Annotated in this window: 26 protein-coding genes; 11 read left to right on the plus strand and 15 right to left on the minus strand. The window is 64.8% G+C overall.

What is annotated here, in order from left to right:
- Nucleotides 1–101: 101 nt before the first annotated feature.
- Nucleotides 102–869: an ABC transporter substrate-binding protein gene (locus WDM24_RS32205; protein ID WP_338828630.1), complete on the minus strand. Its 768-nt coding sequence runs from the start codon at nt 867–869 to the stop codon at nt 102–104.
- Nucleotides 870–1051: 182 nt separating this feature from the next.
- On the opposite strand from WDM24_RS32205, the gene WDM24_RS32210 reads away from it, so the two are divergent.
- Entirely contained in the window at nt 1052–1699 is a 648-nt protein-coding gene (locus WDM24_RS32210) for a cupin domain-containing protein (RefSeq protein WP_338828631.1), read from the plus strand.
- A 175-nt stretch (nt 1700–1874) separates the two neighbouring features.
- Here the strand turns inward: WDM24_RS32210 and WDM24_RS32215 are convergent, their stop codons facing one another.
- From WDM24_RS32215 to WDM24_RS32225, 3 genes are read right to left on the minus strand one after another with little or no spacing between them, the layout of a single operon-like run.
- Nucleotides 1875–4142 (minus strand): xanthine dehydrogenase family protein molybdopterin-binding subunit, encoded by a 2268-nt coding sequence (locus WDM24_RS32215; protein ID WP_338828632.1) that lies wholly within the window; start codon nt 4140–4142, stop codon nt 1875–1877.
- Between the two features lie 3 nt (nt 4143–4145).
- Entirely contained in the window at nt 4146–5192 is a 1047-nt protein-coding gene (locus WDM24_RS32220; RefSeq protein ID WP_338828633.1) for a xanthine dehydrogenase family protein subunit M, read from the minus strand.
- Nucleotides 5189–5686, minus strand: coding sequence for a (2Fe-2S)-binding protein (locus WDM24_RS32225; protein WP_338828634.1), 498 nt, complete (start codon nt 5684–5686; stop codon nt 5189–5191). Before WDM24_RS32225 ends, WDM24_RS32220 begins: the two co-directional genes overlap by 4 nt.
- Before the next feature lie 151 nt (nt 5687–5837).
- Here WDM24_RS32225 and WDM24_RS32230 point away from each other — a divergent pair, with 151 nt between their 5' ends.
- Nucleotides 5838–6488, plus strand: coding sequence for a TetR/AcrR family transcriptional regulator (locus WDM24_RS32230; RefSeq protein ID WP_338828635.1), 651 nt, complete (start codon nt 5838–5840; stop codon nt 6486–6488).
- A 15-nt stretch (nt 6489–6503) separates the two neighbouring features.
- Here WDM24_RS32230 and WDM24_RS32235 read toward each other — a convergent pair whose 3' ends face one another.
- The 5 genes from WDM24_RS32235 to WDM24_RS32255 all read right to left on the minus strand — a co-directional run bounded on the left by WDM24_RS32235 (nt 6504) and on the right by WDM24_RS32255 (nt 10847).
- Complete coding sequence (locus WDM24_RS32235) at nt 6504–7046, minus strand: hypothetical protein (RefSeq protein WP_338828637.1); 543 nt, start codon at nt 7044–7046, stop codon at nt 6504–6506.
- Between the two features lie 90 nt (nt 7047–7136).
- The gene (locus WDM24_RS32240; protein ID WP_166298397.1) at nt 7137–7322 is read right to left on the minus strand and encodes a hypothetical protein; all 186 of its coding nucleotides are present in this window, start codon (nt 7320–7322) and stop codon (nt 7137–7139) included.
- A gap of 29 nt (nt 7323–7351) precedes the next feature.
- Complete coding sequence (locus WDM24_RS32245) at nt 7352–7795, minus strand: hypothetical protein (protein ID WP_338828638.1); 444 nt, start codon at nt 7793–7795, stop codon at nt 7352–7354.
- Nucleotides 7796–8133: 338 nt separating this feature from the next.
- On the minus strand, nt 8134–9399 hold the full coding sequence (locus tag WDM24_RS32250; protein ID WP_338828639.1) for a D-amino acid dehydrogenase: 1266 nt from the start codon (nt 9397–9399) through the stop codon (nt 8134–8136).
- Between the two features lie 107 nt (nt 9400–9506).
- A complete protein-coding gene (locus WDM24_RS32255; RefSeq protein ID WP_175619344.1) occupies nt 9507–10847 on the minus strand; it encodes an aspartate aminotransferase family protein in 1341 nt (446 codons plus the stop codon).
- 148 nt (nt 10848–10995) lie between these two features.
- Between WDM24_RS32255 and WDM24_RS32260 the strand changes: the two genes are divergently transcribed.
- Entirely contained in the window at nt 10996–11544 is a 549-nt protein-coding gene (locus WDM24_RS32260; protein ID WP_018273259.1) for a cupin domain-containing protein, read from the plus strand.
- Nucleotides 11545–11612: 68 nt separating this feature from the next.
- Nucleotides 11613–13109, plus strand: coding sequence for a lysozyme inhibitor LprI family protein (locus tag WDM24_RS32265; protein WP_338828640.1), 1497 nt, complete (start codon nt 11613–11615; stop codon nt 13107–13109).
- A 193-nt stretch (nt 13110–13302) separates the two neighbouring features.
- Here the strand turns inward: WDM24_RS32265 and WDM24_RS32270 are convergent, their stop codons facing one another.
- The gene (locus tag WDM24_RS32270) at nt 13303–14055 is read right to left on the minus strand and encodes a Crp/Fnr family transcriptional regulator (protein WP_338828641.1); all 753 of its coding nucleotides are present in this window, start codon (nt 14053–14055) and stop codon (nt 13303–13305) included.
- Nucleotides 14056–14195: 140 nt separating this feature from the next.
- Here WDM24_RS32270 and WDM24_RS32275 point away from each other — a divergent pair, with 140 nt between their 5' ends.
- The 3 genes from WDM24_RS32275 to WDM24_RS32285 all read left to right on the plus strand — a co-directional run bounded on the left by WDM24_RS32275 (nt 14196) and on the right by WDM24_RS32285 (nt 16097).
- Complete coding sequence (locus WDM24_RS32275; protein WP_338828642.1) at nt 14196–14630, plus strand: hypothetical protein; 435 nt, start codon at nt 14196–14198, stop codon at nt 14628–14630.
- Nucleotides 14631–14753: 123 nt separating this feature from the next.
- Nucleotides 14754–15599 carry a caspase family protein gene (locus WDM24_RS32280; RefSeq protein WP_338828643.1) on the plus strand — a complete coding sequence of 282 codons (846 nt, stop codon included), beginning with the start codon at nt 14754–14756 and terminating at the stop codon, nt 15597–15599.
- A gap of 93 nt (nt 15600–15692) precedes the next feature.
- Nucleotides 15693–16097: a DUF4864 domain-containing protein gene (locus WDM24_RS32285; protein ID WP_338828644.1), complete on the plus strand. Its 405-nt coding sequence runs from the start codon at nt 15693–15695 to the stop codon at nt 16095–16097.
- A 31-nt stretch (nt 16098–16128) separates the two neighbouring features.
- Here the strand turns inward: WDM24_RS32285 and WDM24_RS32290 are convergent, their stop codons facing one another.
- The 3 genes from WDM24_RS32290 to WDM24_RS32300 form a co-directional block, all read right to left on the minus strand.
- Nucleotides 16129–17271 (minus strand): dienelactone hydrolase, encoded by a 1143-nt coding sequence (locus WDM24_RS32290; protein ID WP_338828645.1) that lies wholly within the window; start codon nt 17269–17271, stop codon nt 16129–16131.
- 738 nt (nt 17272–18009) lie between these two features.
- Complete coding sequence (locus WDM24_RS32295) at nt 18010–18600, minus strand: MarR family winged helix-turn-helix transcriptional regulator (RefSeq protein ID WP_338691484.1); 591 nt, start codon at nt 18598–18600, stop codon at nt 18010–18012.
- 462 nt (nt 18601–19062) lie between these two features.
- Nucleotides 19063–20616, minus strand: coding sequence for a porin (locus WDM24_RS32300; RefSeq protein WP_338691485.1), 1554 nt, complete (start codon nt 20614–20616; stop codon nt 19063–19065).
- 239 nt (nt 20617–20855) lie between these two features.
- On the opposite strand from WDM24_RS32300, the gene WDM24_RS32305 reads away from it, so the two are divergent.
- Nucleotides 20856–21422: a MarR family winged helix-turn-helix transcriptional regulator gene (locus WDM24_RS32305; RefSeq protein ID WP_338828646.1), complete on the plus strand. Its 567-nt coding sequence runs from the start codon at nt 20856–20858 to the stop codon at nt 21420–21422.
- 130 nt (nt 21423–21552) lie between these two features.
- Here WDM24_RS32305 and WDM24_RS32310 read toward each other — a convergent pair whose 3' ends face one another.
- Together WDM24_RS32310 and WDM24_RS32315 are read right to left on the minus strand one after the other, a co-directional pair.
- Nucleotides 21553–22833: an MFS transporter gene (locus WDM24_RS32310; RefSeq protein WP_414645780.1), complete on the minus strand. Its 1281-nt coding sequence runs from the start codon at nt 22831–22833 to the stop codon at nt 21553–21555.
- A 62-nt stretch (nt 22834–22895) separates the two neighbouring features.
- A complete protein-coding gene (locus WDM24_RS32315) occupies nt 22896–23354 on the minus strand; it encodes a hypothetical protein (RefSeq protein WP_338691488.1) in 459 nt (152 codons plus the stop codon).
- A 239-nt stretch (nt 23355–23593) separates the two neighbouring features.
- On the opposite strand from WDM24_RS32315, the gene WDM24_RS32320 reads away from it, so the two are divergent.
- The 3 genes from WDM24_RS32320 to WDM24_RS32330 all read left to right on the plus strand — a co-directional run bounded on the left by WDM24_RS32320 (nt 23594) and on the right by WDM24_RS32330 (nt 26837).
- Nucleotides 23594–23803: a hypothetical protein gene (locus WDM24_RS32320; RefSeq protein ID WP_338828648.1), complete on the plus strand. Its 210-nt coding sequence runs from the start codon at nt 23594–23596 to the stop codon at nt 23801–23803.
- A gap of 383 nt (nt 23804–24186) precedes the next feature.
- On the plus strand, nt 24187–26319 hold the full coding sequence (flhA, locus tag WDM24_RS32325) for a flagellar biosynthesis protein FlhA (RefSeq protein WP_338828649.1): 2133 nt from the start codon (nt 24187–24189) through the stop codon (nt 26317–26319).
- Between the two features lie 317 nt (nt 26320–26636).
- Nucleotides 26637–26837: a hypothetical protein gene (locus WDM24_RS32330; RefSeq protein WP_166298416.1), complete on the plus strand. Its 201-nt coding sequence runs from the start codon at nt 26637–26639 to the stop codon at nt 26835–26837.
- Nucleotides 26838–26899 lie beyond the last annotated feature (62 nt).

Below are 26899 nucleotides of genomic sequence, written 5' to 3' on the forward strand. Positions count from 1 at the left end.
GCGCCTCGAAGGGTCGACGGCCACCAGCCGCGCCGTCGACCCTTCGAGGCTCGCTCCGCCCGCACCTCAGGATGACGGATCACTTCGGAGCACACACGCTCTCACGACCCGCTGGCCTTCTGGCCCCATTTCTCGAGGATCTTTGCGATCGTGCCGTTAGCCTTCAGCTTCGCCAGCGAGGCATTGATCTTGGCGAGCAGCTCGGTGTCGGTCTTGCGGACGCCGATCGCGACCGTGCCGACGGTGACGGGCTTGTAGCCGTCGACCAGGCGGACGTCGGCGAAATTGCCCTGCTGCAGATTGTAGGCGAGGATCGGATAGTCGGCGAAGCCGGCCTTGAGGCGGCCCGCGTTCACGTCGCGCAGGATGTCGGGAATGGTGTCGTAGACCTTCACCTCGCTGAACAGCCCGGTCTTCTTCAGCGCGTCGACGAAGGCGGTGCCGACCTGGGCGCCGACCACGGTGCCCTTCAGATCCTCCTGCGAGGCATAGGCCTTGGTGTCGGCCTTCGGCACCACGAGGCCCTCGCCATAGCTATAGACGGGATCGGAGAAATCGATCACCTCCTTGCGCGCGGCGGTGGCGAACATCGCGGCCGCGATGATGTCGATCTTGTTCGCGGTCAGCGAGGGGATCAGCGCCGAGAACTGCATCGGCTCGATCTGCACGGAGAAGCCGGCGTCCTTGCCGATCTCGGTGGCGAGATCGACCATGATGCCCTGGATCGAGTTGGTCTTGGTGTCGAGGAAGGTGAAGGGGATGCCGGTCGGCGTCGAGCCGACCTTCAACACCTGCTGCGCCTGCGACGGCGCGCTCACAGCAAGAGCGAGCACCGCGACCGCGGCCTGGACGAGACGCTGAAACGACATCGCACCACCTCCCGAAGCTGGCCGCCGGCGCCGCGTCGTCCGCTGTAGAGCGGTTTTGGTTGCGGGCGACGCCGTTCCGGCCTATTTTCACCAATATGAAATTGTGGTCACGAAACCGCGGCAAATGCAAGCGGTTTTCATGCACATGAAGGAAGCGGACTGACGTGAGCGGCGGCAAGAGAATGCGCAAAGGCGCGGCAGCGAAGCCCGCGGCAGCCCGCCGCGCCGCCAAAAAGCCGGCCGGGAAGCCGGCCGAACCGGCGATGGATCTCGCGGTCGGACGCCGCATACGCGACCTGCGGCGCAGCAAGGAGATGTCGCTGGAAACCGTTGCCGCGCGCACCGATCTATCGATCGGCTTCATCAGCCAGATCGAGCGCGGCCTGTCGTCGCCCTCGCTGCGTGTGCTGGCGACCTTGGCCGACGTGCTCGGCGTTGGCATCGCAGCGCTGTTCGGCGCGACGCCGCGGGACGACGGCGCCGGCGGCGTCGTGACCCGCGAGGTCCAGCGCGCCGAGCTGAAACTGTGGCGCACCGGAATCTCGAAGCAATTGCTGAGCCCGGCCGGCAGCGAGAGCCGGCTCAACCTGTTCCTGGTGCATCTCGAGCCCGGCGGCAACACCGGCGACGAGTTCTATACCCATGACGGCGAAGAGGCCGGCCTCGTGCTTCAGGGCGAGATGATTCTCACGGTGGACACCGAGACCTGGACGCTGAAACAGGGCGACAGTTTCAGATTCGCGAGCCGCCGCCCGCACCGGTTTTCCAATCCGGCTGATGATGCCAAGGCCGTGGTGCTGTGGGTGAATTGCGTGACGGCGGCGGGGTAAGCCACCTGCCCCATCCAACGTCGTCCCGGCGAAAGCCGGGACCCATTACCACAGGGTCGTGTTGTTGAAGCAGGCTGTGGCCCCAGCGTCGCCCAACAACCAACATTTGTGGTTATGGGTCCCGGCCTTCGCCGGGACGACGACGATGGTTAGCCCGCCATCGTGTCGAGCCGTGTCACCCCAACCCCATCACCAATTCCTCGATCTTGATCGGGAAATTCCGTACGCGGATGCCGGTGGCGTGCCAGACGGCGTTGGCGACCGCGCCGGCGCTGCCGGTGATGCCGATCTCGCCGACGCCCTTGATGCCGAGCGGATTGACGTGCGGATCATGCTCGTCGACCGTGATGACGTCCATCGGCGGCACGTCGGCATTCACGGGCACATGATATTCGGCGAGGTTCGCGTTGAGGATGCGGCCTGATCGCTTGTCCATCACCGCTTCCTCATGCAGCGCGAAGGAGAGGCCCCAGATCATGCCGCCGCGCAGCTGGCTCTGCACCATCAACGGATTGATGATGCGGCCGGCGGCGAACGCGCCGACCAGCCGGGTGGCGCGGATCTGGCCGAGCTCGGGATCGACCTTGACCTCGGCGAAGACAGCGCCATGCGCGTGCATCGCATATTGCGATTGCGCCGCGGGATCGGCCGCACCGGTGCCACTGGCCTCGACCTCGGCAACGCCGGCACGCGCCAGGATGTCGGCATAGCTTTCGCTGCGCGTATCGTCGTCACGGCGATGGAGCCGCCCGGCGCGCGCCACCACGCCGGCATTGGCGGCGCCGAACAGCGAAGAGCGCTCATCTGACGTCGCAAGCTCGGCAAGCTTGGCGATCACGGCAGCGCCGGCGTTGTGGATCGCGGCGCCCACCGTTGCGGTATGCGCCGAGCCGCCGGCGATACCGGCATCCGGCAAGTCAGACGTGCCCGACAGGAACGAGATCTGATCGAGATCGAGACCAAGCGAATCGGCCGAGATTTGCGCGAGCGCGGTCCAGGCGCCCTGCCCCATGTCATGCGCGCCGCTCTCCATCACGCCGCGCCCGTCGGCGCGGATCACGGCGCGGGCATTGCCCTGGAACATCAGCGCGGGGAACGTCGCGGTGCCCATGCCCCAGCCGACCAGAAAACCGTTGTCGTCGCGCATCTGCTTCGGTTGCAATGGACGTCCCGCCCAGCCGAAACGTTCGGCGGCCTTCGCGTAGCACTGCCACAGCGCCTTGGAGGAAAACGGCTTGCCGGTGGTCGGCTCGACCTCGGCGTAGTTCTTGAGCCGGAACTCCAGCGGATCGATGCCGCAGGCGAATGCCGCCTCGTCGATCGCGCTCTCGAGCGCAATCGATCCGGTGGCTTCGCCCGGCGCGCGCATGAACAGCGGCGTGCCGGTATCGATGCGCACTGCTTCATGCGCGGTGCGGATCGCAGGGCTCGCATAGAGCGTGTGCGAGGCGTCGGCGGCGGGCTCGTAGAAATCGTCGAAGCTCGAGGTCGTGATGCGCGCCTCGTGATCGAGTGCGGTCAACAGGCCAGTATCGTCGGTGCCGATCCGGATGCGCTGCCGGGTCGCCGAACGGTGGCCGACCGGGCCATACATCTGGCTCCGCCGCAGCACCAGCTTGACCGGCCGGCCGACCAGCTTGGCCGCCATGATGCCGAGCACCTGCGGGCCGGAGACCAGCCCCTTGGAGCCGAAGCCGCCGCCGAGGAACGGGCTGGTGATATGGATATTCGCCGGCGGAATGCCGAACAGCCCGCCGATTCGCAACTGCGCCATCGCCATGCCCTGGCTCGGCGTGTCGATGAACAGACGGTCGCCGTCCCACACCGCGACGATCGCATGCGGCTCCATCGCGTTGTGATACTGCGCCGGCGTCTCATACGTTGCATCTGTCAGCTTCGAGGCCGCGGCAAGGCCCGCATCGATGTCGCCGTGGCGAACTTCGGCGGGATTGCCGATGCCGACCACCGGCGGCGCATAGGCCTCGCCGGCGTCGAGGCCGACGCGCGCGATCTCGACCTGATAGCGCGGCGACAGCAGCGCAGCGCCTTCGGTCGCGGCCTCCAAGGTCTCGGCGATCACGACCGCGATCGCCTGGTTGGCGTAACGCACCTCGTCGCTCTGCAAGAGCTCCATGCGGAAGGCGAACGGATTGCCCTTGGCGTCGGGGTCTTCCGCAAGAGGCGGCTTATGTGCCGGCGTCATCACGTCGATGACGCCGGGATGGCGCTTGGCGGCGGCGACATCGAGCGCGGTGACGCGGCCGCGCGCGATGCAGCTGGTCGCGATCACCGCATAGGCCATGCCGGGCGGATGATTGTCCGCTGCATAGCGCGCCTTGCCGGTCACCTTGAGCACGCCCTCGGTGCGGGTCAGCGGCTGGCCTATATTCGAGCCATGGCGGAGATGGGCGGGGTCGCGGGTCAGATTGAGTTCAGCTGTCATGCGTCACGCTCCTGCAACGGATGAGAAGGGAGAGCCCGGCAGCGCGGCAATACGGTCCGGCGTGCCTGCGGCAGCAAGGGTGAGCGCGCGCACGACGATGCGCTGCGCGAGTTCGATCTTGAAGGCGTTGTCGCCGGACGGTTTTGCATCGGCGAGCGCGGCGCGCGCCGCCTCGCGATAGCTGGCCGCATCCGCCGCGCGACTGGCGAGCACCTGCTCGGCCTCGCGCGTCCGCCACGGCTTTGCCGCGACGCCGCCGAGCGCGAGCCGCGCTTCACGGATTTTGCCATCTTCGATGCGCAAGGCCGCCGCGGCCGAGACCACGGCGAAGGCATAAGAGGTGCGCTCGCGGACCTTGATGTAGCGGGCGTGCCTGGCAAAGGCCTGTGCTTCGGCCGGCAGGCGCAGCGCGACGATCAGGTCGCCACGCTCCAGCGCGGTCTCGCGTTCCGGCGTCTCGCCGGGCAACCGATGCAGCGCCTCGAGCGGCAGCTCGCGCCGGCCGCTTTTGCCCTCGATCTCGACGACGGCGTCGAGTGCGACCAGCGGCACGCAGAAATCCGACGGATGGGTCGCGATGCAGCCTTCGCTCCAGCCGAGCACCGCGTGCAGGCGGTTCTCGCCCTTCAAGGCGTCGCAGCCGGCGCCCGGCCAGCGCCGGTTGCAGGCGCTGCCGGCGTCGTAGAAATAGGCACAACGTGTCCGCTGCATCAGATTGCCGCCGACGGTGGCGGCATTGCGAAGCTGGGCGGATGCGCCCGACAGCAGCGCTTCGGCCACCGCGGGATAGGTACGGGCGAACTCGGCGTCATGCGCCAGATCGGCATTGCGCACCAGCGCGCCGATGCGCAACGCGCCATCGGCGAGATGCTCGATGCGATCGAGCCCGGGCAGCCGCGCGACGTCGACCAGGCGGCTCGGCCGGCTGACGCCACCCTTCATCAGATCGAGCAGGTTGGTGCCGGAGGCGAGATAGGTCGCGCCGTTTTCGGAGGCCGCCGCGATCGCATCCGCGACGTTGGCGGGCCGGACATAATCGAAATTCATCATGCGGAGCGCCTTTGTTTTGCAGTGGTCATGCTGCTCTGTGCCTCGAGCACGGCCTCGGTGATCCCCTGATAGGCGCCGCAGCGGCAGAGATTGCCGCTCATGCATTCGCGCACCCGCTCCGGATCGTCGCCGGCCTGCCCCTCCTGGATCAGGCCGATGCCACTCATGATCTGGCCCGGCGTGCAGAAGCCGCACTGGAAGCCGTCATGGGCGATGAAGGCGGCCTGCACCGGATGCAGCTGATCGCCGCGCCCGACGCCTTCGATGGTGGTGATCTCGGCGCCGTCATGGCTGACAGCGAGCGCGAGGCAGGAATTGATGCGGCGGCCGTCGACCAAAATGGTGCAGGCGCCGCACTGGCCGCGATCGCATCCCTTCTTGGTTCCGGTGAGGTCGAGCCGCTCGCGCAACAGGTCGAGCAGGGTGACGCGGGGGTCGTCGAGGACAATTTCCCGGCGGACACCGTTGATGGTGAGACTGAGTGGGAGATTCATGCGGGGCTCCGATCCGTGTATGGTCGGTTGAATCAGGGCAACGCCGTCCCGTGGCCGCCGATCGGTGATCGGCGCGCCTTGTCAGGCCGGGTGCTGGTCGCCATATACGGAGGAGCCCTCCGTTTACAAGGGAGGGCGAGAAGAAAAAACAATGGCCGGTCCATCAACAGAAATTGCTCGCAAGCCGCGCGCCGACGCCGTGCGCAATCGCGAGCGCGTGCTGGAGGCGGCGAAGGCCGTGTTCTCGGCCGGCGGCAGCGAGGCGAGCCTCGAGGCCGTCGCACGCCATGCCGGCGTCGGCATCGGCACGCTGTATCGCCACTTCCCGACCCGCGAGGCGCTGTATGAGGCGGTCTATCGCCGCGAGGTCGAACAGCTCGGCGACCTTGCCGAGCAGTTGCAGAGCGCGCCCGAGCCGGTCGACGCGCTGCGGCGCTGGCTGCGCGCCAATGTCGAATTCGTGGCTACCAAAAAAGGCATGGTCGCCGCGCTGGCGCTGGTCGCGGCCGGCTCGAGCGAGCTGCACGCCTATTCGTTCGATCGCCTGACCAAGGCCATCGGCACCCTGCTCGCGCGCGCGGTCGCGGCCGGCGCGATCCGCAACGACATCAGCGCCGAGGACGTGCTGCGCGCGCTGATCGGCATGTGCTACATGCACGACCAGCCAGGCTGGCAGACCACGGCGCTGCGGCTGCTTGATGTGTTCGTGGACGGCTTGCGGGTGCAGCCGGCGGGCACGATAACGAAGCCCCAAGGGCCTGGGCTGGACGCGAAGAAAGCCAACCGCAAACCGGCGCGCTGACGCGCCGAAATTCGTTCACGCTGCCAGATTGAAGAGAACGCCGAGCGGCAGCCGGGGTCCTGCCGGATTGACATGAAGCACGGCGTCGATGGTGCGCGCGGCAGGGGATGACGGCTTCATCCAGTCAAGATGATCCGCGAGCCAGGATCGCGGCTCCCCGGCGAGCACGATCGCCGATGCCCAGGTAGCAAGCGGATTGTCGCGGGCCAGCGCCTGTTCGCGGCCGGGAATGGTTGCGCCGGCCGCGCCCATCAGATGATGCAGCACCGCCTTGGCAAGCAGGTCATCGAAACATCCGTCATCGACCCGTTCGCTCCCAACGGCATCGATCGCAAACAGCGCGTCGGCTTCGGCGCGACTGACCGAGCGCCCCGTGCGACCGGCAACGCAGAGAATGCGCGCGCATAGCGCGGTATCGGCGGCGTCGATCGTTCGCGAGAAGTGCGCCCGACCGGCCACAGTGGGTCCCTCGCCCGCAATGATGTCGCAGCACACCAGCGCGAGCGCCGCTGCGCTGCGTGCCGCAGCGTCAAACGTTGACCTCGCGACTGCGGCCACAAGATCGTCCGCGCCGCACGGCTCCCGCGGGGACAGTTCAAACTCAGGGCCTCGCATCATCGCTCTGTTGTTGATTGCAAGTGGCGGCGCTCAAGGACGCCCGGTGCGCGGCCGCAGCCACCGCATGACGATCGCGTGCGGCGTTCGCCGGCTGCGCGGCAAATCGTGCCGCTGCAGCGCCGCCTTTGCAAAGGCTGCAGCCTGCTCGCTGGAGTGCCGTTTCTCGCGCGCCAGCGTCATCCATTCGCGAATAACCGCGCGTCGTACCTTGGACATCGGAGTTTCCTTTCGGGATCAACTGCGCCTCAGGCCGCCAGCTGCAGCGGATGGGCCTGCGACCGCCGCGCCGACAGTGCGCAGCCGTATTGATGCACGATGCCCTGCTCGACGACGAAGCCGCGCTGCTCCAGCGACGCGCGCAGGCTCTGGTTGGCCGAGGCCTTCTGCGCATCGACCCAGACCACCAGCACCGCCCGGGCGCTGAGGAAATTCGCCAGCCAGTCCAGGGCCGGCTCGAGCGCAGGAAGCGTGCGACGCCGCCAGTCGACCAGCGCGGCGTCGTACTGGCCGGCCGGACGGCCACAATTGCCGGTCGCCGCCGCGCGCAGATAGCCGCGCCGGTGCAGCTCGAACATCAACTCCATGCTCTTCGAGCCGGCCACGACGATACGCTGCTGGGTCGTGCAGCCGGCCAGCGCGATCATCGGCTCGATGATCCGGTCGCCGGCGGTAATCTGAAGCGAAGACATGACATCACCTGTTCCCGTTCGCGCTCGCGCGTGCAGCCGAGCCGCGGCGGCCTGGCGTCCGCGGGAGCGCTTGCATCGGGATCAATATCTTCAGCGTGGGATATGAATTCGAGAGCGCTGCGCACGCCGCGGCATATGAACCGCATAAGCCCGCGCAAGTGTGCTGAAGTGCACAGACCGGACGGCGATAATCTCGTTAGATGCCGGTATTGCAAACTAGTGAATATTCATGATCCAGCCCGGCCGTCGTGCCGGGCTGTTTCGCGATGATGCAACAAGAAACCCCTCTTGAAGCGGGGCGCCTGGGACCGTGCGGGTCGGCTACTACGACGAGGCCCTCACCCGAACCGGCGATCGTAGCGCTTGATCGACAGCTCCTTGGTATCGATGTCGGGCTTCTTGCCGGAGAGCATGTCCGCCAGCACCCGGCCCGAGCCGCACGCCATGGTCCAGCCGAGCGTGCCGTGACCGGTGTTGAGATGCAGATTGGCAAAGCGCGTCGCGCCGATCACCGGCGGGCCGTCCGGGGTCATCGGGCGCAGTCCGCACCAGAAGGTGGCCTTGGGAAGATCGCCGCCGCGCGGGAACAGATCGGTCAGCGAATGATCCAGCGTCGCGCGCCGCGCGGCGTAGAGTTTGGTCGAATAGCCCGAGATCTCGGCGGTGCCGCCGACGCGGATGCGATCGCCGAGCCGGGTGATCGCGACCTTGTAGCTCTCGTCCATCACGGTCGATTCAGGCGCACCGGCGGCGTCCCTGATCGGCACCGTGATCGAGTAGCCCTTCACCGGATAGACCGGCAGTGAGATGCCGAGCGGCCGCACCAGATGCGGCGAGTAGCTGCCGAGCGCCAGCACATAGGCATCGGCGGTCATCATGCCAGCGCTGGTCGCAACGCCGGTAATGCGGGTCGCGTCCGCATTCAGCCCGTCGATGCCGACATTGAAGCTGAAGCGCACGCCGATCTTCTCGGCCTCCATCGCCAGCGCCAGCGTGAACATGTGGCAGTCGCCGGTCTCGTCATGCGGCAGCCGCAGTCCGCCGGCGAATTTCTGCTTCACAGAGGCGAGCGCAGGCTCGGCTTTGATGCAGCCCTCGCGATCGAGCACCTCGAACGGCACGCCATATTGCTTGAGCACCGCGATGTCATCGCCGGTGTGATCGAGCTGGGCCTGCTCGCGAAACAGCTGCAGCGTGCCGCGTGCGCGCTCGTCATAGCGGATGCCGATGTCATTGCGCAGCGCCTGCAGGCAGTCGCGGCTGTATTCCGCGATCGGGATCATCCGGCTCTTGTTCACCGCGTAGCGCGAAGTGGTGCAGTTGCGCAGCATCTTCAGAAGCCACAGCCACATCACGGGATCGAGCTTCGGGCGGATCACCAGCGGGCCGTGCTTCATCAACAGCCACTTCACCGCCTTCACCGGCACGCCGGGACCGGCCCAGGGCGACGAATAGCCCGGCGACACCTCGCCGGCATTGGCGAACGAGGTTTCGAGCGCGGGCTTCGGCTGACGGTCGATCACCGTCACCTCGTGGCCGGCGCGCGCAAGGTAATAGGCCGAGGTGACGCCGATCACGCCACTGCCGAGAACAAGGACCTTCACTTTTCCTCACATCCTGCAGCAACAAACGCAATCGCCGCTGCGAAACCACTCTGCTCCGCAACGGCGACAGCAATTTGTAGAGCTAGCGATTATCTCGCAAGCAATTATCAGGCCACGCGCTTGATGGCGTCGCCCAGGATCGAGACCATGTCGTCGATGTGCTTCTTCTCGACGATCAGCGGCGGCGAGACTGCGAGCGAGTCGCCGCTCATGCGCAGATAAAGCCCGCTGTTGAAGCAATCGACCATGAGGTCGTAGCCGCGCGCGGCGACGACACCATCGCGCGGCGCGACTTCGACCGCGCCCATCAGGCCGATATTGCGGATGTCGACGACGTTCGGCAGTCCCTTCAGCGAATGCAGGCCATCGCGGAAATAATCGGCGAACTGCGCACCGCGCGTCAGCAGGCCTTCATCCTTGTAGATGTCGAGCGTGGCAATACCGGCGGCGCAGGCCACCGGATGCGCCGAATAGGTGTAGCCGTGGAACAGCTCGATCATGCCCTCGGGGCCGGTCATCAGCGCGTCATGGATCTGACGGGTTGCGAACACCGCGCCGCAGGGCACGCTGCCATTGGTGATGCCCTTGGCGGTGGTCATCATGTCGGGCGTCACGCCGAAGAAGTTGGCGGCGAACGGCGTGCCGAGGCGGCCGAAGCCGGTGATGACCTCGTCGAAGATCAGGAGGATGCCGTGCTTGGTGCAGAGCTCGCGCAGCCGCTGCAGATAATTCTTCGGCGGCGGCAGCACCGCGGTCGAGCCCGGCACCGGCTCGACGATCACGGCGGCGATGGTGTCGGCGCCATGCAGCGCCACCATCCGCTCGACGTCGTCGGCAAGCTCGGCGCCGTGATCCGGCATGTCCTTGGCGAAGGCGTTGCGCGCCATATCATGGGTGTGGCGGATATGGTCGACACCCGGCAGATGGGTCGCGAACTGGCGGCGGTTGGCGACCATGCCGCCGACCGACATGCCGCCGAAGCCGACGCCGTGATAGCCGCGCTCGCGGCCGATCAGGCGGGTACGGGTCGGCTGGCCGGCGGCGCGATGATAGGCCAGCGCGATCTTGAGCGCGGTGTCGACCGATTCAGAGCCCGAATTGGTGAAGAAGATGCGATCCAGCCCCTTCGGGGCGATCTCGGCGAGGCGCTCGGCGAAATCGAACGCCAGCGGATGGCCCATGTTGAACGAGGGCGCGAAGTCCAGCGTGGTCAGCTGCCGCTCGACCGCGGACGCGATCTGCGGGCGGCCATGGCCGGCGTTGACGCACCAGAGACCGGCGGAGCCGTCGATCACCTGCCGGCCGTCGACGGAGGTGTAGTACATGCCCTTGGCGGAGGAGAACAGCCGCGGCGCTTTCTTGAACTGCCGGTTGGCCGTGAACGGCATCCAGAGCGATTCGGTCTTGATGGTGTTCGGAATCTGATGAACGGTCACGGCGCGCTCCATTGCTGACGATGCCTAGTCGGACCACTCTTCCCGGCACTCAACAAGTCCTTTTCTGTCGCACGGCAAGCCATTGATCTTGTTGAGGCGGTCTGCGAAGATTTGTTCGATCCGCAACACCTGCAACAGCGATTTTGCCAAAGGGACTGTCATGAGCGTCGACATCGGCGGCCGGCTGCGATTCATCCGTGCGCGGCACAAGCTGTCGCAGCGCGAACTCGCCAAGCGCTCCGGCGTGACCAATTCGACGATTTCGCTGATCGAATCCAACCAGATGAACCCGTCGGTCGGCGCGTTGAAGCGCATCCTCGACGGCATCCCGATGGGGCTCGCGGAGTTCTTCGCGATCGAGCCGGAGCGGCCGCGCAAGGCGTTCTACCGCGCCGACGAGCTGACCGAGATCGGCAAGAAGCCGATTTCCTACCTCCAGATCGGCGACAGCCTGTTCGGCCGGGCCTTGCAGATCCTGAAGGAGCGCTACGAGCCCGGCAGCGACACCGGCCGGGTGCCGCTGGTGCATGAGGGCGAGGAAGGCGGTATCGTCGTCTCCGGCCGGCTCGAGGTCACGGTCGACGACGAGCGTCGGGTGCTCAACGCCGGCGACGCCTATTATTTCGAAAGCCGCCGCCCGCACCGCTTCCGCTGCATCGGCGCCAAGCCGTGCGAGGTGATCTCGGCCTGCACGCCGCCGACATTTTGAACCGGGCGCGCGCGGCCGGCGACCCAAGGCGCAAGGGCCGCATGCCGCGGCCTCGCAGGTTGTAGCCCATGCCTCGCTCCTCTCGGCTCGCGGCCATCGCCGCGGCCATCACGGTCCTGGCGTCCAGTCCGTCCATTGCGATGGACGATTATCTGCGAGCATCGAGCAGCGCACCAACCGCGATCAGGCTGTGCGGCGATACCGGCGACAGCACGATCAAGACCGCCGACTGCAAGAAGGCCGGTTATGACAAGCTCGTGTCGCAGATAGATAAGGCGTTCGATGCGGCGCTGGCAAAAATGCCGGCAAACATCAAGCCGCTGCTGAAGCGCGACCAGGCCTGGTTCAACGAGATGATCATCGACGCCGCGGAGGTCTTGGCCGATGCCGACGCGGACGAGCTGAAGGAGAGTTTTGCCGAGGCGTTGCGCCGCCGCGCCGCCGCGCTCGACGGAATGGCATCCGGCCGTCCGGGCCTCGCCGGCAGCTGGGTCAACGCCTTCGGCAACATCACGCTGATGCCGGCCGAAGCCGGCGCCTATCGCCTCGCCGCCGATCTCCGTGGCGACTATGGCGGCGACCGGCGACGAAGCTGCAAGCTGACCGCGCTGGTCAAGCCTGCCGCGAGCGGCTGGCTGTCCGGCCCCGCACTCACCGACCCGGCCAAGACCGCCGAACCCGCAAAGCCACCGTCGTTGAAGGTCCGCCGCCAGGGAGAGAGCTTGCGCATCGTTGCCATCCTGGGCGACGACGAGGGCGGCCTCGCCGCATGCGAATCCATGGGGCAGATCACCGGCAGTTATCTTGCCGTGGGCAAGGACGCGGCATCCGACAAGGCCGATACCACTTTCGTCACCCCGACCTTCGACTGCACCAAGCCCGAGACCGCGACCGACGAGGAGATCTGCGCCGACCCTGATTTGGCCGACAATGACCAGCGCCTGAACCGGGCCTGGAAAGCTTTGCAGCCGCGGCTCGACGAGCCAACGCGGCGCGCGCTGATCGACGACCAGCGCAACTGGGTGAAGAGCCAGACTGAGGAGTACCCGGAATTCCTGCATCCCGCCTGGGAGAAGCAGACCTCGCAGGTGCACGACACCGTCGGTGCCCGCGACCATGTCGACGGATTGCAGCGCGAACGCCTTGCGCTGCTCGAAGGCTTTGACGACAAGCGCAATGGGCTCGCCGGCATCTGGCTCGCCTATAACGCCGTCATCAAGGTCACCGCCGACAGCGACGGCACCCTGAGCGCCACGGGATGGAAGTGGGACCAGGGCGACTGGAAGGCGGGCTGCGACTACGACATGACGGGCAAGATCGTGGCCGGCGTGTTTCGCTCCGACGAGCGGCGCAAGAACCCCGATACGCTCGAGCGCGACCACGCCATGCTGATCGTCAACCGGCTGGACGATGCCTTCGCCAGAAAACGCACCGGCAAGGACGGCGCCGAGGATAGCGCCGACGAGGCAAAATGCCGGCGCCGGCTCGACATCTCCTCGACCGCGCGGCTGTTTCCCGCCCGCCCTTCGCCTGACATCGACAAATTCAAGGGCGCGATCCGCTAAAGCGCGGACAGCATCACAGATCGCGCGTCTGGCGGTCGCCCCACGCAATGACGATGGCAATGGTGGCGAACATCGCGGTGACGGCGATCATGACAAGGATGGTGTCGAGGGGCATGGTCGTCTCCTGCATATGATGGAGAGACCTAGCGCGCCTGCGCGCGCATCGCCTTGTGCTGGATCAAAAACCGATGCCTCAGCTCGCGCCGCTCAGCTTGAGCCGTTCGAGGTCGAGCAGCCGCACACCATCGGGCACGATCAGCACCACCTTCTCGCGCGCAAGCCGGGTCAGGGTGCGGCTCACCGTCTCGATGGTGAGACCGAGATAGTCGGCGATGTCCTGCCGGCTCATCGGCAGCGGCACGGTGACGGACATGCTTCCGATCCGGGCGTGTCGCGTCTGCATGTTGAGCAGGAACGCGGCGATCTTTTCCTCGGCACTGCGCCGCCCGAGCAGCAGCATCTGGTCCTGCGCGAGGCTGAGCTCGTGCCCGGCGAATTCATGCAGGCGGCGCAGCAGATGCGGCTTGCCGTCGACATAGGCGAGGAACGTCGATCGCGCGAAACGGCAAACCGCGACCTGATTCACCGCCTCCGCGGTGACGCCGTAGCGGTCCTGCAGCGCAAGTCCGAGGAAGTCGCCCGGCAGCGCGAAACCGACGATCTGGCGGCGGCCGTCGGGCAATGACTTGTACAGCCGCACGACCCCGTCGGTGACGTTGAACACGCTCCCCGCCGGCGCACTCTGCTCGAACAGCGTGGTTCTTGCCGGGACCTGCTTGGCCTGGCTGATCCGGTCGAGCTCCTCGAGCTCGGACGGCTCCAGCGCGGCGCAGACGCTGAACAGCCTGACCTTGCAGTCCTCGCAGCCATTGGTGGCGCGGCCGTGCCTGCAGTCGCACGGCGTCGTGCCGGCACACGAATCCTGCAGTGGTTCGGCGATGCTCATGGCTTCGGGGGTCCGCATGGTTTCGATGTCGACACTATCAGCCCCGATTTGATCTGGATCAACCGCCGGGGTCATTGATGCAGATCAATGCTGCGCCGCCCGTTCCCCAGCAATTTCGCCCGTGTTCGGGGAAACCGACGATGAACGAGCATTTCCAAGCACTTCCGATCGACCATCATGACGCGATCGCGGCCTATCCGCTGGTGTTCATGCATGATGCCAGTATTACCACGGAGCAATGGCTGCAGTTCGTGCGCCAGCGCAGCCGCGGCAGTTTGCCCGAGACCGGGCTGATCGCGATCCGCGATCGCCGTGGCGTCATCCATGCCGTCTTCAGCTACCGCGTCGACAGCGACCTGCGCGTCCGCAAGCGGCTCAGCATCAGCGACCTGATCGTCGCTCATCTGCCCGGCTCGCGGATAGACGACGCGGTGTCGAGCGTCGTCGCCGACGTTTCGGCGCGGCACGGCTGCCAGATCGTCACCATCGAGCGGCCCTTCGCGACGCCCTCAGCGCGGCGGGCCGGATGCCCGACCGCCGAGGCGCTGCTGCACCGCAACCGGCGCGTCAACTGATATGGCTCCTCGATCTGGATCGGTGCACGCCCGATAGTGGGCGACAGCTTCGTTCGAACCTGAGGCGATCCGGAAAGACCAATCCATAACAGCCCGACGTCCCGCCCCGCGGAGTGCATCACCATGTCCGGCCGAAACGGCATCCTGTCGCGCCTTATCGTCGCGGCATTCGTGCTGTGCATCGGCACCGCCGTTCAGGCCGAGAAGCGGGTCGCACTGGTGATCGGCAATTCCGCCTATCGGAGCGCGCCGAAGCTGCCGAACCCGGCCGGCGATGCCAGGCTGATCTCGGACACGCTGTCGTCGCTCGGCTTCCTCGTGGTCGGCGGCGGCGCGCAGGTCGACCTGACCAAAACCGGCTTCGACGATGTGCTGCAGGCTTTCGGCCGCGAACTGGCCGGCGCCGACGTGGCGCTGTTCTATTATGCCGGCCACGGCGTCGAGACCCACGGCCTGAATTATCTGGTGCCGGTCGACGCCGATCCCGCCAACGAGGGTGACGTGTTCATGCAGGGCATCGCCATGGCCGGCGTGCTCGACCAGATGGAGAAGTCCGGCGCCAGGATCAATCTCGTGCTGCTCGATGCCTGCCGCAACAATCCGTTTCGCGACCGCGGCGTGCGCTCCGCCACCGGCGGGCTGGCGCAGATGCAGGCGCCGGCGGGCACGCTGATCTCGTTTGCGACCCAGCCGCGCAGCGTCGCGCTCGATGGCGACAACGGCCACAGCCCGTACACGCGCGCGCTGGCCGTCACCATGCGGCATCAGGGCTATGGCCTGTTCAGGACCTTCAACGAGGTCGGGCTTGCGGTGGAGAAGGCAACCCATGGCCGGCAATTGCCCTGGGTCGCCGCCTCGCCGATCGCGGACAGGTTCTATTTTTCCGGCGCGCCGGCGGTGGCCAGGGAAACCGAGCCTGCACGGGATGCCGGACTAGCGGCCAGGCCGCCGCGGGGCGTGCCGCGCTGATGCAGGCGACGCCTTTGTCGCTTGCAGCGGAAACCAGCCTGGGGTGTCATGCGTAACACGGGTAATCCGACATGTAGCCCTGTGGAGCCCCGCATGCGCGCGATCGCCCTCATTGCCGCCCTTCTGTTCGCCCTCGCCTCATCAGCTGCCGCCGACGACGTCGGCGCCGCGCAGGACGTGATCCGCGCCCAGGAGCAGGCGTTCGGCCGCGACGATGCCACTTCCGCCTATTCCTATGCCGCGCCCGCGATCCGGCAGATCTTTCCGCAGGCCGACATCTTCATGTCGATGGTGCAGAGCCAGTACGCGCCGGTCTATCGCCACAGGAGCTTCGAGTTCGGCGCGGCGCAGAGCGACGGCGACCGGATCGCGCAACGCGTCCATATCGTCGATGCCAATGGCGAGGCGTGGGAGGCGCTCTACACGCTGGAGCGGCAGGCGGACGGCAGTTTGAAGATCACCGGCTGCTCGCTGCTGAAAGCCGGCCAGGCGGTGTGATCTGCTGGCCTGCTCCCGAGGCTGGAAAACCTCAGGACAAGTCCTTTCTCAGCCGGAGCCTGTCCTCCAGCCAGTCGAATATGACTTCATTGGCCAATGTGGGGTTATCGATATGTCCCTGCATGGCAGCCGTTTCAGCACAGCGAAACAGGATCAGCCGGGCGTCATGATGAATGCTGTCCAATTGATTGCCGAATTCGGTCAGGGCGCCGGGGAGAAGCCAGCCGCCTTCACCCGCGGTGACAAGCAGCGGACAATCGATCCGCCGTGACATCGAGCTGGCGTCTTCAAGCCATCCAGGCTGCTCCCGGCCGGCGGCATGCTGGTAAAAGAAGCTTCTCTCGTGCGAGTCCCAAATGCCGGCGTCGCACACCGCCGCGGCAAATCGGGCGTCGCTTGCGGCGGCTCGCGCGACCAAAGAGGAATTCCATGCATCGGCCACGATCGCGATCCGGCTGCTGTCGACACCCGGCTTCTCCGCGAGATAGTCCAGGATACGGCTCATCGCAGTCTCGAACTTCTGGCCTTCGAGCCGCTCCGGCGACAGAGCCATTTGAGTACCCAAGAGATCCACGGTCAGCAGCGACAGTCCGCGCTCGTTCGCGTGGCTGGCGTATTTGGTGATCAACTCTTCCTTGTAGGAGCCCGGCTCGCCGATGCATACGATCACGGGCCCATTGTCGCGGAAAGCCGACGGCAAATAATAGGCCTGAAGAAAAAGATCTTCAGTCCAAGGAATCGAGAGCACCTGACCGGCTGGAATCCTGTTCTCCAGGAAATTCGTTGCACATCGCCGCATGCCGTCGACGGCGCATTTCAAAAGATTGCTGGAGCACCCGGGAAGCCTTGCGGCGGCGTGAAAGTAGGTCGTGGCCCGCAGCCAGTTGTGACGGGCGGTGATCAAATTGCCGTTCAATGACGAAAGATCGGCTCTCGCCTCGTTCAGTTCCGCGGTCCTGATCCATTCTTCGGACCAGGAATTTTCCGAAGCAAGGTCGATCCTGCTCAATGTCAACCAGCATTCGGAAACAGTCGAACCTCCCTCCTGCGCGGCAGCCAGTAGTTTGATGAACTCCGCCGACAAATCCTCTCGGCCCGGCCAGGAAGGCCAGCCCTTGTCGTCAAACTCGACGCCGCTTGACGAGGCGCCGCGCGCCCCCCGGTGCTCATGCATATTCCATCAACTCGTTCGCTTCTCGGAAGGGTCCCTGATCCTGCTTACCGGCAAGCCAACGATTTCGCCTCTACAGCTGAGATCTACGCGTGCGGTTGGTCGCGACAGTTTGCGTTTGTGGTAGGCAGCGGCGGCGCGAACGATACACGAGACGTGACCAGCGAAGCAAAAGCGCCCGGCACATAGGATCAGCAAGCTCGCGTCTCGATGTTGTGCATCGTGACCACAATCTCGGCACTCTGTGCCGGGCACATTGCCGTCAGACCGACAATATCGCTTCGACGCGTCCGTAGCGCTGACGTAACCAATGTGGATGAATGGTGTGGCAACCTACTCCCTCCTACGACCGGCCTGCTCCGCTGCAGATGTGCGTTCTCGCATGCGCCAATTCGCATCCACGAGCCGCCGGTTCAGTAGCCGCGGAAAGCTGGCGCCGAAATCGCAAACGCCAATCACCCCGCTCTCCCAAGAAAATACACGAGCGCGTTTCATATAATTGAAGTAATTCGTCGGCGGCAAATGTTGATATGGCGGCGCAGGAATGCATTGCGCTTATGCCTGATAGCTGATTGCTGATTGTTGCCGCCGCAATCGTTACCGAGCAATTGCTCGGTAAAAGCGCACCGAGTCATGTGGCGAGCTTGCCGCCGGCGCAAGTCCGCTCACAGAATTGCGAGCAGCGGGATGTTGCCGGTCACTCGACCGTGACCTGGTAAGGCAACCTGGCAAGTCATGCCGCTAGAACGAGACGATGTCGCTGTCCCTGGCCAGATAGTCTTGCATCGCCAGCGCTCGATCGCTTGACCTGATGAAGCGCTCGACGAGATCGAGAAAGATGGAGAATTCTTCATCATTCATGCAGTCCAGCCAGACGTCGTTGACATTCGACTGCATGGGCGCGAGCGAGTCGAGAAGGATGCTGCCGCCATGTGTGACGGTCAGCCTGGTCCGGCGGCGATCATCCAAATCCCCGGCCTTCTCGACCAGTCCAAGCTCGGTCAGGTGCTGGATCGCTTTCGTAACACCCGCGCTGGCCAAGCCGAGATACTCGGCGACGGTCACCGGGAAGACGTCGCCTTTGGTCTCGAGATAACGGATCGTGGTCAGGATCGTGTACTGAATGCCGGCGATGCCGACATGCGCTGCATAGCCTTGGGTCAGATCGTGGTGGCGCGATGCCAGGGAGTGCAGACAGCCCGTGAGGCGCTGCAGCTGCAGTTCCGTTGCTTTCGCGACACGATGGGTTCGGGCAGTCGAGCGAACCGCCGCCGGCAAATCGGCAGTCGAAGGTTTACGGTGACGGCTTGATTGTGCGTTTGCCTTCGGCATGCCGAGCACGCTCCCGCAATTATATGATAAAGTCATATAACTGGCATAAGACTTCCCGTCCAGATGATCCTGCCGCCTTGGCCGTGCGGCAGATCACGATTTCGAGGCCGCCTTCGATCCCGGGCTTCACGAACACGTGCGCCGCGCCTGCGCGCACCGAAAGGGCTTTGCACCGCCGTGTCGGCCGCGCGTGCTGGAACTCGCCGACAGCGCGATCGGACCGCGCACAAACGAAAACCTCCGGCAGGGCATTGCCGGAGGTTCGGGAGGTTCGTTCATGAAGAGGTTGGTTATCTCTCCATCAACATCGGCGGCAAAAGCCGCTGAGGGTTTGTATATGATTGAATAATGTTAGTAAATCATACAGTGAGCTCGTTTCGACAACGCCTCATTGCAAAAACAGAACCCCGACGGTTGCCCGTCGGGGTCCTTTTTTAAAGGTCAGATCACGTCAGCTGGAGATTACCAGTTGCGCTGGGCGCGGAGCAGCAGGGTAACGGTGTCCTGATCCTTCAGCTCGTACACCGTGGCCGGCTTGCCGATCGCGGCGCTGCCGGGATAGGTGATCGTGCCGGCGTACTTCTGATCCAGATGGGTGTAGGTCAAGTCTGCCGAGAAGGTCAGGTTCTTGACCGGGGTCCACTGGGTCTGCGTGCCGATCTGCGCGATGTTGTAGTCCGGGTTGCACGAGGTCAGACCCGCGGTCCCGAACACAGCGCCGAACGAACCACCGACGCCGTTGCCGCCCGGTCCGCAAATCGCGCTCTTGGCCGTATCGTTGTAGTGAATGCCGGCGTAGGCACCGTAGACGCTGGTGTTCCAGTTGGGATTCCAGTTGTGGATGAATGCACCGCGCATACCCCAGGTCTGGATCAACTGCTGCTGGCCGCCGTTGACGAACACGCTGTCCGGAGCCATGCCAAACCCGATGCTCTGATAGGCGCCGGGCAGGTTGGTCCCACCGAAGTAGGTGACAGCACCAGCGATCGACAGATCCTGGATGTTGTAGCGGGTCGCACCGTCGGTGTAGACGCCCTGGATGTTGATCGTGTCGCCCGGCCCGGTCGGGATGTTCTTGATCGACAAGGCCAACTGACCGGCCCAGCCCCACTTGTCGTCCGGATGACCGGTCAACTCGGTGCCGCCATAGTAGGCTGCGTGGTTGTCATGGGCCGCGAACGATGCCTGGAACAGACCCCAGGCCTGGTCGACGCGGAGAGCCGCGACGAGGTCCGGCGCGATCGTGCCGGCATAGTCGCTCGCACCATAGGCACCGAGAGCGCCGGTACCGAGCACGCCGAGATTCTGCACGCCAGCCTGGTAGTAGGCCGACTGATCCTGGGCCGACAGCGACAGCGACACGCCGTTGCCGAACTGCGCGGTGTAGGTGAACTGGTTCACGCCGGTGACCGTACCGCCGCCGCCGACGAGACCGTCGAAGTTGTTGCCCGGGTAGTTGGTCCACGGCGCCGAGAACTGCGAGACCGCCTTACCCATCGTGAAGCCGGCGAACTGGATGAAGGCGTAGTAGACGCCTAGCGTGCCGGCAGCGACGCCGCCCGAGGTTGCGTTGTTCGGAGCCGCCGCCGTTCCGATCGGCGAGTAAACGGTCGCGCCGTTACCCTGCCCACCGTAAGTGTCCGACGTCCAGCTGAAGGTCAGGTCGACATAGGTGCGAACCACACCGTACTCGGTCGCGGTGCGGGTATCGACGTTCAGATCTTCACGCGAACGCCAGGTGTAGCCGTTCGTGAAGCGGTTCTGTGCGCCACCGGCGCCCGACGTGTTGCCGGACGCGTCCGAGTTGGTGTTGGCCAGAACGTCAGCACGCAGGTAGCCGCCCAGCTTGATGCAGGTATCGGTGCCCGGGATGAAGTAGAACCCGGGACCATACAGCGAGCAAACCTTCACATACTCAACCGCCTTGGCTTTGACCGGAAGGTCGGCCGCCTGCGCGCCGCTGCTCGCGATGAGCGCCGCCACCGAGCCCAACAGAAGGCCCTTTACCATCTTCATGCTATCCTCCAAGTGATGCCTTGCGCTGCTGGCAAAGCGACAAAAAGTACCCCTCTCGAAAACCGCTGCGGCGCAGCCATTTTCAAGATGCTCGTGGTCAACTCGGCCACTGCAGGCGTGAGATGGCGGATGCCCCCCATCTACGGCGGGAAACTATGCATCCGGCGGTCGCATGTTCAACTTATATTAGTTAATCATTCTATGTTTCGGCCGTCATGTGTCATTCAGGCAACGCCTGGGTGAACATTTTCACCAGACCACCGCTTCAAAAAAAACCAGATATGAGCGAAGATGAATTTTTGTTAAGGAACGCCATGAGCGAGCGCAGATCGACCGACAAACTGCAGGACGCGGCTGAGGGGTTGGCCTGGGAGATCGTGTCGACCAGTATCCGCCTGGAGGAGTTGCGCAGCATCTGGGCCAAGATGATCGGAATCACCGGTCCTCAATGGATGATCATGACGGTGCTGGCGAATGCCGAAGACCGCCACATCGGCCTGCCCGTCGGTGCAGTTTCGCGGGCGTTGCGCGTCGATCAGTCGTTTGTGGTGACGCAGTCGAAATTACTCGAAAAGAAGAATCTCCTGCGCCGCAAGAGTTCGACCGAGGATGCGCGGGTCGTGAACCTGTCGCTGACCGACCATGCCAACAAGCAGATGGCAAAGCTGTCCTCGCAGCGTAAAGCGTTGAGCGAGTTCGTCTATGCCGACCTCGATCTGCGGGAACTGCAGCAGCTGACCGGCAAGATGAATTCCATCAAGAACCGGCTGGAAAAAGCGATCTTGAAGGTCTCGGCCGATCTCTAACGAGTCACCGAGACGCCCATCTCGAGAGAGAGGTGAGCTTCCGCAGCAGCGCCTGATCAGGCCCTCATTTAAGCGTGATCTTTCCGGAAAACCGCTTCGCACTTTGCGCTAACGCGGCCTCCGGTCCGGATCACGCTATCGCCAGCCGCTGCCGCGCCCGCATCAGGAGCAGCAGGATGATGCTGACATTGAGCAGGTTCCAGGCGAGGCCATTGGCGAAGGCCGCGGCATAGGAGCCGGTGGCGTCGAAGATCACGCCCGAGATCCAGCCGCCAAAGGACATGCCGAACACCGACGCGAAGATCACGATGCCGATCCGGGTCGCAGCCTCCGACGCCGGCATCGCCTCGCGCACGATGATGGCATAGCTCGGCACGATGCCGCCCTGGAACAGGCCGAACATCGCGGAGATGACATAGAGCGAGGTCAGGCTGTCGAAGAACAGATAGAACAGCAGCGCCGAGCCCTGCGCGATCGAGCCGATCAGCAAGGTGCGGATGCCGCCGATCCGGTCGGCGAGGAATCCGGAGCCGATCCGGCTGATGATGCCGAAGCCGAGCATCAGCGACAGCATCTCGGCGCCGCGCGCCACGCCATAGCCGAGATCGCCGCAATAGGCGACGATGTGGACCTGCGGCATCGACATCGCGACGCAACAGGAGATCGACGCCAGCGCCAGGATCGCGGTCAGCGCGTTGGTGGAGAGCCGCAGATCGACCCGCGGCGGCGCCGCGTTGACATGGCCGCGCCTGACAGCCGCGCCCATCAACAGCCGCAGCACCATCAGCGCGAGCGTCATCGCGATCGCGGTGAAGATGCCGATCGCAATATGGGTGGTGCGCCAGCCGACGCTCTGCATGCCGAAATTGACCAGCGGCGGCCACACCGTGCCGCCGACATAATTGCCGCTCGCGGCGATCGCGACCGCCAGTCCCCGGTAACGCTCGAACCAGTGCGACGCCTCCGCCATCAGCGGGCCGAAGGTCGCGGCCGACGACAGGCCGATGGCGAAATGCAGCAGGATGAAGGCCCAGATCGACGGCGCGTAGCCCGCGCCGATATAACCGAGGCCGAGGATGCCGATCCCGGCGCCGATCGCCGCGACGATGCCGTAGCGGTCGCTGATCTTGCCGGTCACGACTTGGCCGATGCCGAAACCGAGCATCACCATGGTGAAGGCGAGCGAGGCCGTTCCGCGGGTGGCGCCGAAGTCGGTCTGCACCACCGGCAGCGCCACCACCACGGACCACATGCCGACGCTGCCGAGCGAGCCGATCGCCACGGCCACGGCAAGGCGCAGCCACGCCCGGCGCGAGTCGGGAATGAACGTTGCGACTTCAGGGGAAAATTCAGAAGAAATTGCCACGGCAGGCGGAACTTCGTCGGCATTTGCCTCCCGGTCAAGCCACATTGCCGAGAGATTAGGCATGCGCCAGCAACGGGACGCGCACCCGCGCCGGCATGTGAGACGGATCAGTTCCCGAAATTGGGATCCTGCGACTGGAATGCGCCGCACTTCGCTTGCCTGGCGAACCGCTGGTCGAAGTCGACGGTGCCGCCGGCGACGGGAATCCGGGTCGGCGGCAGGCCACGGAGGTATTGATCGACGGTCACGGTCTTCTCGTCGGCGCTCAGGGTGACGCGCACCGGCTCAAGCGGCTTGCCCTTGTTCACATCCGTCAGGTCCAGCGTGTAGTAGCCGATCACCGATTGTCCGCCCCGCATATGGCGATCGACCGATAGCGGTAGATAGACCTCCATCCGGACCCCCTCGCCTTCGCAGGCGATCATGCGGATCATCACGGCCTCGGCACCGGGCGGTTTCGCGAACGCCGCGGTCGCAACGCAAAGGGATATGGCCGCGACAAGTCCCCGCTTGACGAACCCGCGCCTGTCAATCATCGCAATGGTGCGGCGCATCTGGTTTGGCATTCGGCATCCACAATGACCTTTACGTTGCATTTGGTCGGCGCCGGGTCCGGCAAGTTCAATTCTCCGGCTCCGCCGGTTCGGGAATATCGCTGGTCGAACGGTGATCCATGCTGACGAAGAAAGCTGCTATAATGCGAACCGGTTCACACTGGCGGCGCGCAACCCGAACTATCATTTCGCCGGGATGTCACGCAGTTCGCAAGGTAAAGGATCGAAGCGCATACTGTCGGAGGGTCATCATGCATTCGTCGTCTGCAGAGTGGTTGCCCGTTGCCATTGCGCCATCTGACCGGGAGCTCGAGGTCTGTGTCCTCGACTACGACGGCATGGTCCACGCGCTCATGTTTCCGTGCCACCGGGACGGCGCCGAATGGGTCGATCATGCCCGCAGCAGGCATCTCGATATCCAGCCGACGCATTGGCGCAGATGGATGCATTCGGCCAATTAGGTGACAGGGCGCCGACGCTCTGACGAGCGCAGCGTCATCGCGCCCAGCATCATCGCCGCATCGGGCGTCGTGCTCTGGGATCGGCTGCCGTGAACCCGCCTCCGGAGCGGGCGGGCGGTCCGACCTGCCCTCCGCGGCCCAAATCCCTCCTGCCCGAGGCCTGCGACGACCCGCGCGGTCCCATCAGCGGCACTTATTAACCCTTTGCTAACCATACACCCGGCAAGAATTGCCGAGTGAAGTCGAGTGTCGTCGAACGCGTATAACGGGTGGAGATCCCCGTGGACGCCAGCGCGGTGCCTCACTTTCGGAACGGCGGCCCTGCGGCCGTCGCGCAGACGCTTGGCGGCCGCAGCCGCCAGTCGCGGGGGAGAGCGGCTACCATGGTCGACGTCACGGCGGGTCAGGGCACGGCGGGCAAGAGCGGATTGCCGAGCCTCGGCGAGATCGGCGACATCTTAAAGCGCGGCGACCTCGCGCTGGCGCTCGGCGTTCTCACCATCCTGGTGGTGCTGATCCTGCCGCTGCCCTCGATCGTGCTCGACCTGTTCCTGGCGGTCTCGATTACGATCTCGATCCTGATCCTGATGACCTCGCTGTTCATCCAGGCGCCGCTGGAATTCTCGTCGTTTCCGACCATCCTCTTGATCTCGACCATGATGCGGCTGTCGCTGAACATGGCCTCGACCCGGCTGATCCTGAGCCACGGTCATGAGGGCACGGCGGCCGCCGGCCACGTCATCGAGGCCTTCGGCAACTTCGTGATGGGCGGCAACTTCGTGATCGGCATCATCGTGTTCGCGATCCTGGTGATCGTGAACTTCGTGGTCATCACCAAGGGTTCAGGCCGCATCGCCGAAGTCGCGGCACGCTTCCAACTGGACTCGATGCCCGGCAAGCAGATGGCGATCGACGCCGACCTGTCCGCCGGCCTGATCGACGAGAAGGCCGCCAAGGAACGCCGCAAGGCGCTGGAAGACGAGAGCGGCTTCTTCGGTGCCATGGACGGTGCCTCGAAATTCGTCCGCGGCGATGCCATCGCCGGCCTTTTGATCGTCGGCATCAACATCGTCGGCGGCATCATCATCGGCGTCGCCCAGCAGGGACTCTCCTTCAGCGAAGCCGCCCGCACCTACACCGTGCTGACGGTCGGCGACGGCCTCGTCACCCAGGTGCCGGCGCTGATCGTCTCGACCGCCGCGGGCCTGCTCGTCTCCAAGGCCGGCATCACCGGCGCCGCCGACAAGGCGCTGATGCGCCAGCTCTCCGGCTATCCGCAGGCGCTCGGCATGTCGGCCGGCGTCATGCTGATGCTGGCGCTGCTGCCGGGCATTCCGACGCTGCCGTTCCTGGCGCTGGGCTCCGGCGCCGCCGCGCTGGCCTGGAACGCGCGCAAGCACAAGCGGGCGGCGAAGGCCGCCGAGGCCGCCGAAGCCGCCGCCCCCGCTGCGGCTGCGGCCGCGGCAGCAGCCGCCGCGGAGGAGCCGATCGCCGCCGCGCTGAAGATCGACGACCTCAAGATCGAGCTCGGCTACGCGCTGCTGCCACTGGTCAACGGTCCTGACGGCACCGACCGCCTCACCGAGCAGATCAAGGCGCTGCGCCGCTCGCTGGCCATCGAGATGGGCTTTGTAATGCCGGCGGTGCGCATCCTCGACAACGTCCAGCTCGAGGCCAACAGCTACGTCATCAAGATCAAGGAAGTCGACGCCGGCACCGGCAAGATCTGGCCGAGCCAGTTCATGGTCATGGACCCCGCCGGCAACCAGGTACAGCTGCCCGGCATCCACACCATCGAGCCGACCTTCGGCCTGCCGGCGACCTGGGTCGATGCCGGCCTGAAGGAAGAGGCCGCGCTGAAGGGCTACACCGTGGTCGACGCCGCCACCGTGCTGTCGACGCATCTCACCGAGCTGCTCAAGACCAACATGGCGGACCTGCTGTCCTACGGCGAGGTGCAGAAGCTGCTGAAGGACCTGCCGAAGGAGCAGAGCGAGCTGATCAAGGACATCGTGCCGAGCCAAGTCACGGTGTCGGGCATCCAGCGCGTGCTGCAGCTGCTGCTCGCCGAGCGCATCTCGATCCGCGATCTCTCGACCATCCTCGAAGGCATCGCCGACGCGCTGGCGTTCTCGCGCAATCCGGCCGCCATGGTCGAGCATGTCCGGGCTCGGCTGGCGCGGCAGATTTGCGCCCAGAACACCTCGCCGAACGGCTATCTGCCGCTGATCGCGCTGTCGGCGCGCTGGGAGCAGGCGTTTGCCGAGTCGATCGTCGGTCAGGGCGACGACCGCAGCCTGGCGATGCAGCCCTCCAAGCTCTCGGAATTCATGACCGCCGTGCGCAATGCCTTCGAGCAGGCCGCGCGCGAAGGCGAGGCGCCGGTGCTGGTGACATCGGCCGCGATCCGGCCGTTCGTTCGCTCTCTGGTGGAACGGTTCCGCTCGCAGACCACCGTTCTGTCGCAGGCCGAGATCCATCCGCGCGCCCGGCTGAAGACGGTCGGCAGCGTCTAGCGCGAGCAAATCATTCGCGTTTTCGCCTGTGTTTTCTCGCCACAGGCAACTGATTTGTGTGGAACCACCCGAAACGGCCCTATCTTGGTGATTGTCACCCGGCATTCGATCAAGCTACTGATATTACGTGCAGTTAATGTGATTTTGGGGTGGTGGAGGCGAGTTTCGATCGCGGCGGATCACGTCTCATCACCAGCTTGTGATGACCTCTAGGGAACGGAATCGGCAAATCCTACGTTAGCGGGGCACGAGACGTTGAACCGGGCATAAGACCAGACCGACAGATTTACAGAGCAGGAAGGCGGCAGGAGACTTCCATGAACCACTCGATCTACAGCGCCGATCGTATGACGCACCTGAAGATTGTGGTCGTGGCGTTGTTCGCCGGTATCCTGGTCGCCGGTTTCGGCATCGCGGCGCACAATTCGTCGGACGACGGTTATACGCAGACGGCGCGGGTCATGAAGGCCGGCAAGCCAGTCGCGATCACAAGCTCGAGCAACTCGATGGTCCGCTGACCAGTTTGCTCGCTAACAGGAGAGTTTCACGAATTCACGTAGTGTTCTTTACAGCCCCCCAA

Origin of the sequence: Bradyrhizobium sp. 27S5 (assembly GCF_037217225.1) — a bacterium.
Classification (GTDB): Bacteria; Pseudomonadota; Alphaproteobacteria; order Rhizobiales; family Xanthobacteraceae; genus Bradyrhizobium; species Bradyrhizobium septentrionale.